Raw genomic sequence first — 4,669 nt, forward strand, 5'->3', positions numbered from 1 at the left:
AAAGGTGTACAATAAATTGTGTTAGGCCAGCTAAAAACGGCAAGCTGAACTACTGCTGGTATTATTAAAGCCCCATTTACGATAACTTGCTGTATCTAAATGGATCGCGCCCGTCGAGTAAATTCCTAGACCAAACTGATAGGACTGGCCTTGATATTGCCAAAACTCGCACAAACTGTCTTGTAATTTACTGATAAGCCAAGGGTTATCATCGTACTCTGGCACCCAAATGTCTATCGCGCCTGCCGTCATATGTTTGCTAGCATCAGCGCCTCCTGCGCAGTCGTTGAGTCCAGGACTACGATAGGCAGAACGTATTTGTGTACTTGCAGGTAATATCCCTTGTCTTTTGAGCTCACTATATAACCGCAGCGTCGGAATGACATTTGACCACAGCTCCTCTGGCGGCAACTGATAAGGCTCATAACCGCATTTATCCCAGCTCCTAGCAGTAGTCAGTAATTCAGAGAGCGGCGGTACATTTTGTCCGCCAACCTGCGCGCTGAGATAACGCTGATAATTGGCAACTTGACCTGCGCGGTAGCTGTTACTTTTGAGCCAACTGTCAAAGTCCACTAAGCTAAAGTTATTGTCAAAAGCATTATATCTGTTGTTGTACCCATCATTGCTATAAATGGTTCGATACTGGTTTTGGTTCTGATAAGACGTAGCATTTCTAATACTGATGCGTTTATTCTCATCTATTGATAATTTGGCATCAAACGGATAACTTCGCTCTTTTTCTGCAATCAGATTCTGCATACTATCAGCTAGGCGATTATTAGGAGTGGCATACACCCTAGTATTTGGATCTTGTTTTATATAATCATTGCTACTGCCATAGCGTACTTGAATACGGCGCTCGCTATCATCGGTCAAGATAGCCGCTTGTGCACTGATAGCACTTAAGCATATTAGCGAGCCAATAATAGGTTTGATCGCCCTACGCTGCAAAGTGATACAGGACTCGTAAGCGCGCAAAGTACTGGCTTTTTTTCGGTTTGACCTTACGCATACATCGTTGTTTTTTTTCATATTTATCATCACAAAAGACTACAAAAACAGTCGCGAGTGTTATCTTAATAGGTTAGCGGTAATCGTTACTTAAATAAAAAGTTAATCCTACCTCTATCGACAGTATCAGGTGTATAGATACTATCAAATTTTTGCTAAGCAGGCTAAACTATCGCCACCATTTACGGGTAACTGATTGACTATTAACATTTATCCTTAACACTTTTAGAATCAAGTGACTTTACCTAAGACGCTTTTATAAGCGGTGTTTTATTCAAAATTTAGAAACTGAAAATTTAACAACTTAAAATAAGTAACTTGGTTTATCTCCATCCCTTTTATTATTCATAATTTTAGCCTACAATGCCTATGTCTATGAGTCCGCAGTACCGATTTTCGCGTCAAAGCCACCATTTAGGTCAGCGCTCTGAGCTGACGCTTTGGCAGCGCATTCATGTTGATCCTTGGTTGACCCTGCTGTTACTGATGATTTGCTGTATTGGCTTAACGATTCTCTATAGCGCCTCAACTCAAAACACCAGTATGGTACTGCGGCAAGCGATCAGTTATGGGGTGGCCTTTGTGGTGATGTTCACTATGGCGCAAATACCGCCAAGCGTTTATCGTACGCTCACGCCTGTGTTTTATGTACTTGGTCTTGCGCTACTCGTGCTCGTTGAGATCATCGGTGAGGTACGTATGGGCGCGCAGCGCTGGATTCGCCTGCCAGGATTTGGTAGCGTGCAGCCGTCTGAATTTTTGAAGCTGGGTATGCCGATGATGTGTGCGTGGTTTTTATCCAAGCGCGAGTTGCCGCCCTCGCTCTCAAGTATTGCCATAACTCTTGCGCTTATTATTGTCCCCGTTCTACTCATCGCAGGTCAGCCGGATCTTGGTACCTCACTGCTGGTTGCAGCAAGTGGTATTTTTGTGCTGTTTTTGGCAGGTCTATCGTGGCGCATTATATCTATAGCGGTTGCTTTAGCGATTCCCTTTGTCGCTTTTGCGTGGAATTTTTTGATGCATGACTATCAGCGCACGCGGGTTTTGACCTTGTTTAACCCCGAAGCTGATGTACAAGGCGCAGGCTGGAATATCATTCAGTCCAAAACCGCTATTGGGTCAGGCGGTCTGACGGGTAAAGGCTACTTAGATGGCACGCAGTCGCATTTGCATTTTTTGCCTGAAGGTCATACAGACTTTATTATTGCTGCTTTTTCTGAGGAGTTTGGACTCTTAGGAGTGATTTTATTGATGTTTATTTATGCGTGCCTGCTTACCCGCGCTTTGTACATTGCCTTTACTCATACCGATACTTACAGTCGGCTGCTAGCAGGCGCTATCGCCATGTCGTTTTTTGTCTATGTTTTTGTCAATGTTGGGATGGTCGGCGGTATATTGCCTGTCGTAGGCGTACCTCTGCCTTTTGTCAGCTATGGTGGTACTGCTATTGTGACTTTGATGGGCGGCTTTGGACTACTCATGTCGATTCATACGCATAGAGCGAGTTGATTTAGATAAACGTGCTACTACATCTATTTTGACGCCAACTCTTTTACGCCTAGTATTTCATGAGCCTTGAAGGGATAGCGATCTGCCATGACCGTCCACTTTGACACTGTCCATCCCGATGGCGAATTTAAATCTTCTTTACTGCTTAGTTGAAGATGTACTAGCAAGATATCGATATCCATTGTGACTTTTTTGATAACTTGCTGCGGCTCCTTTAGGCGATTGCGCCCGCAGCTACTCTCAAAGCTCTTAAAAATTTGTTGTATATGACCTAACGTCATAGCTTGATTTAGACACAGATAGACGCACTGATTGACATAATCTGGCTTTGGCTGCGCAGCGGTAGCAGTAAAATCTGGGTTTTGAAACGGCTTTGATAACCTCATTGTACCCAGCAAGGCTAGTTTTTCTCTCACCTCTATCAGATGTCTCTTTGCTTGATAATTGCTCCCAAGCGCAATCAAGACTGCGCCCACCGGTTTATCAAAAAGCGTTTTGGGAGCAGCTCTTGGCAAGCTATCAAGATTTAAAGCTGCCAAACGATCTAAGTCTTTAGTGGTCATCATTTGACTTATTAGTAGATGTAGCAACACGAGTAATTTGTACGCCGACCGCTGCCGCATCTTTAATCGCAGTCGGTTTTGCGGCGCTGAGGGTGACTTTTTGACACGGATAATGGCTAAGTAGTCTATCAGCCAACTGCGCTGACAAGTGCTCAAGCAGCTCAGCTTTGATCTCTTTGCACCACTGGCTGACATCATCGCACACCGCTTTATAATTTAGCGCGTCTTTAACATCATCTGATAATGCCGCTCTACTGATATCGGTTTCGAGCACGATATCGATAAGTAGCGGCTGAGTGATGGCGCGCTCCCAACCGTATACGCCAATCACCGCATCAACTTTTAGCGCTTTTACGAATACGACATCCGCTTGGGTATCAAACATGGAGCATCCTTAACTATTTATTTTAAAAGGCTTTGTAATTTTCGAGATAAATTAAAGCGCGCGCCCTGCCGATTTTAGCATTTTACTAGGACGATGACGCCACAAATCTATGCTGAATAATAGCAAGCCAAACCAAATCAGGCCGAACACGATTAGACGATTGGTATCAAAAGGCTCATTATAATAAAATACAGCCAGTAAAAAGATAAAGGTTGGCGTGAGATAATTCATAAAACTCAAGATACTATAGGCCACCAATTTAGTCGATTTATTAAACAGTAGCAGCGGTATCAAGGTCACAGGGCCTGCCAGCATAAGTAGCCAAATATCAGGCGTAAACCAAAAGCTGAGCTGACTACTGACCACATCAGCCTGCCAAAACCACCACAGACAAATCGGCACTAGCATAGCGGTCTCAATAAACATCGCATCGATGGCCGTAAATGGCGTTTGGCGCTGAATGGTGCCATAAGTGCTAAAACTAAAGGCCAAAATTAGTGATAGCCAAGGCAAACTACCGAGCATAACAACTTGAATGAGCACAGAGAGTAGCGCAAAGCCAATCGCCACCCACTGCAATAGACGCAGGCGCTCTTTGAATAGGATCATCGACAGGGCAACGCCGACCAGCGGCCCGATAAAATAGCCCAAACTGGCTTCGAGGATACGGTCATTATTGACCGCCCATACATAGGTGAGCCAATTGGTCGCAATAATCAGGCCTGATATAAACGTAAAAGCAAGCCATTTTGGGTGCTGCTTGAGCGTGTCAATCCACTGCCAGCGTTTGGTTACAATCAGTACGACAAGTAAGCACAAAAACGTCCAAATGATACGATGCCCTATAATCTCGGTCGCATCATAAGCGGCTAGTTGTTTAAAATATAAAGGAAACGCACCCCAAATACAAAATGCAATTAGCGCGGTGATAATGCCGCGTCTGGTCGTTGGGATAGGAGCGACTGGTTTTTTTAGGACATTTTGAGTAGTCATAGTACAGCACAACTTATTATCGCTAAAACGCATCTATGCTTTTATTGTGTTTATAAAGTGAGCATATAAAAGCGTCAAGCTTGAGAGAAAAGCAGAAAAAAAAGAAAAGCAATGCGCTGATATCGATGAGACATCAGCCCATTGCTAGAAGTTAAAGATACGTATTATTTTAATGAGTCTATCTAAAGGTTTTAATCTAAAA

5 protein-coding genes are annotated in these 4,669 nt (G+C 43.7%); 1 reads left to right on the plus strand and 4 read right to left on the minus strand.

What is annotated here, in order from left to right; all coding sequences use genetic code 11:
• Positions 1 to 30: 30 nt before the first annotated feature.
• Positions 31 to 1,035 carry a D-Ala-D-Ala carboxypeptidase family metallohydrolase gene (locus ACTXGO_RS09905; protein WP_443574275.1) on the minus strand — a complete coding sequence of 335 codons (1,005 nt, stop codon included), beginning with the start codon at positions 1,033 to 1,035 and terminating at the stop codon, positions 31 to 33.
• A 348-nt stretch (positions 1,036 to 1,383) separates the two neighbouring features.
• Here ACTXGO_RS09905 and rodA point away from each other — a divergent pair, with 348 nt between their 5' ends.
• Entirely contained in the window at positions 1,384 to 2,526 is a 1,143-nt protein-coding gene (rodA, locus tag ACTXGO_RS09910; RefSeq protein ID WP_435951040.1) for a rod shape-determining protein RodA, read from the plus strand.
• Between the two features lie 23 nt (positions 2,527 to 2,549).
• On the opposite strand, the gene ACTXGO_RS09915 is transcribed toward rodA, so the two are convergent.
• From ACTXGO_RS09915 to rarD, 3 genes are read right to left on the minus strand one after another with little or no spacing between them, the layout of a single operon-like run.
• Positions 2,550 to 3,092: a 2-amino-4-hydroxy-6-hydroxymethyldihydropteridine diphosphokinase gene (locus tag ACTXGO_RS09915; RefSeq protein ID WP_443542247.1), complete on the minus strand. Its 543-nt coding sequence runs from the start codon at positions 3,090 to 3,092 to the stop codon at positions 2,550 to 2,552.
• A complete protein-coding gene (folB, locus tag ACTXGO_RS09920; RefSeq protein ID WP_443542246.1) occupies positions 3,079 to 3,474 on the minus strand; it encodes a dihydroneopterin aldolase in 396 nt (131 codons plus the stop codon). The genes ACTXGO_RS09915 and folB overlap by 14 nt, the downstream gene beginning before the upstream one ends.
• A gap of 51 nt (positions 3,475 to 3,525) precedes the next feature.
• Positions 3,526 to 4,467 (minus strand): EamA family transporter RarD, encoded by a 942-nt coding sequence (rarD, locus tag ACTXGO_RS09925; protein ID WP_435948971.1) that lies wholly within the window; start codon positions 4,465 to 4,467, stop codon positions 3,526 to 3,528.
• Positions 4,468 to 4,669 lie beyond the last annotated feature (202 nt).

The organism is Psychrobacter sp. T6-1, from assembly GCF_052258445.1.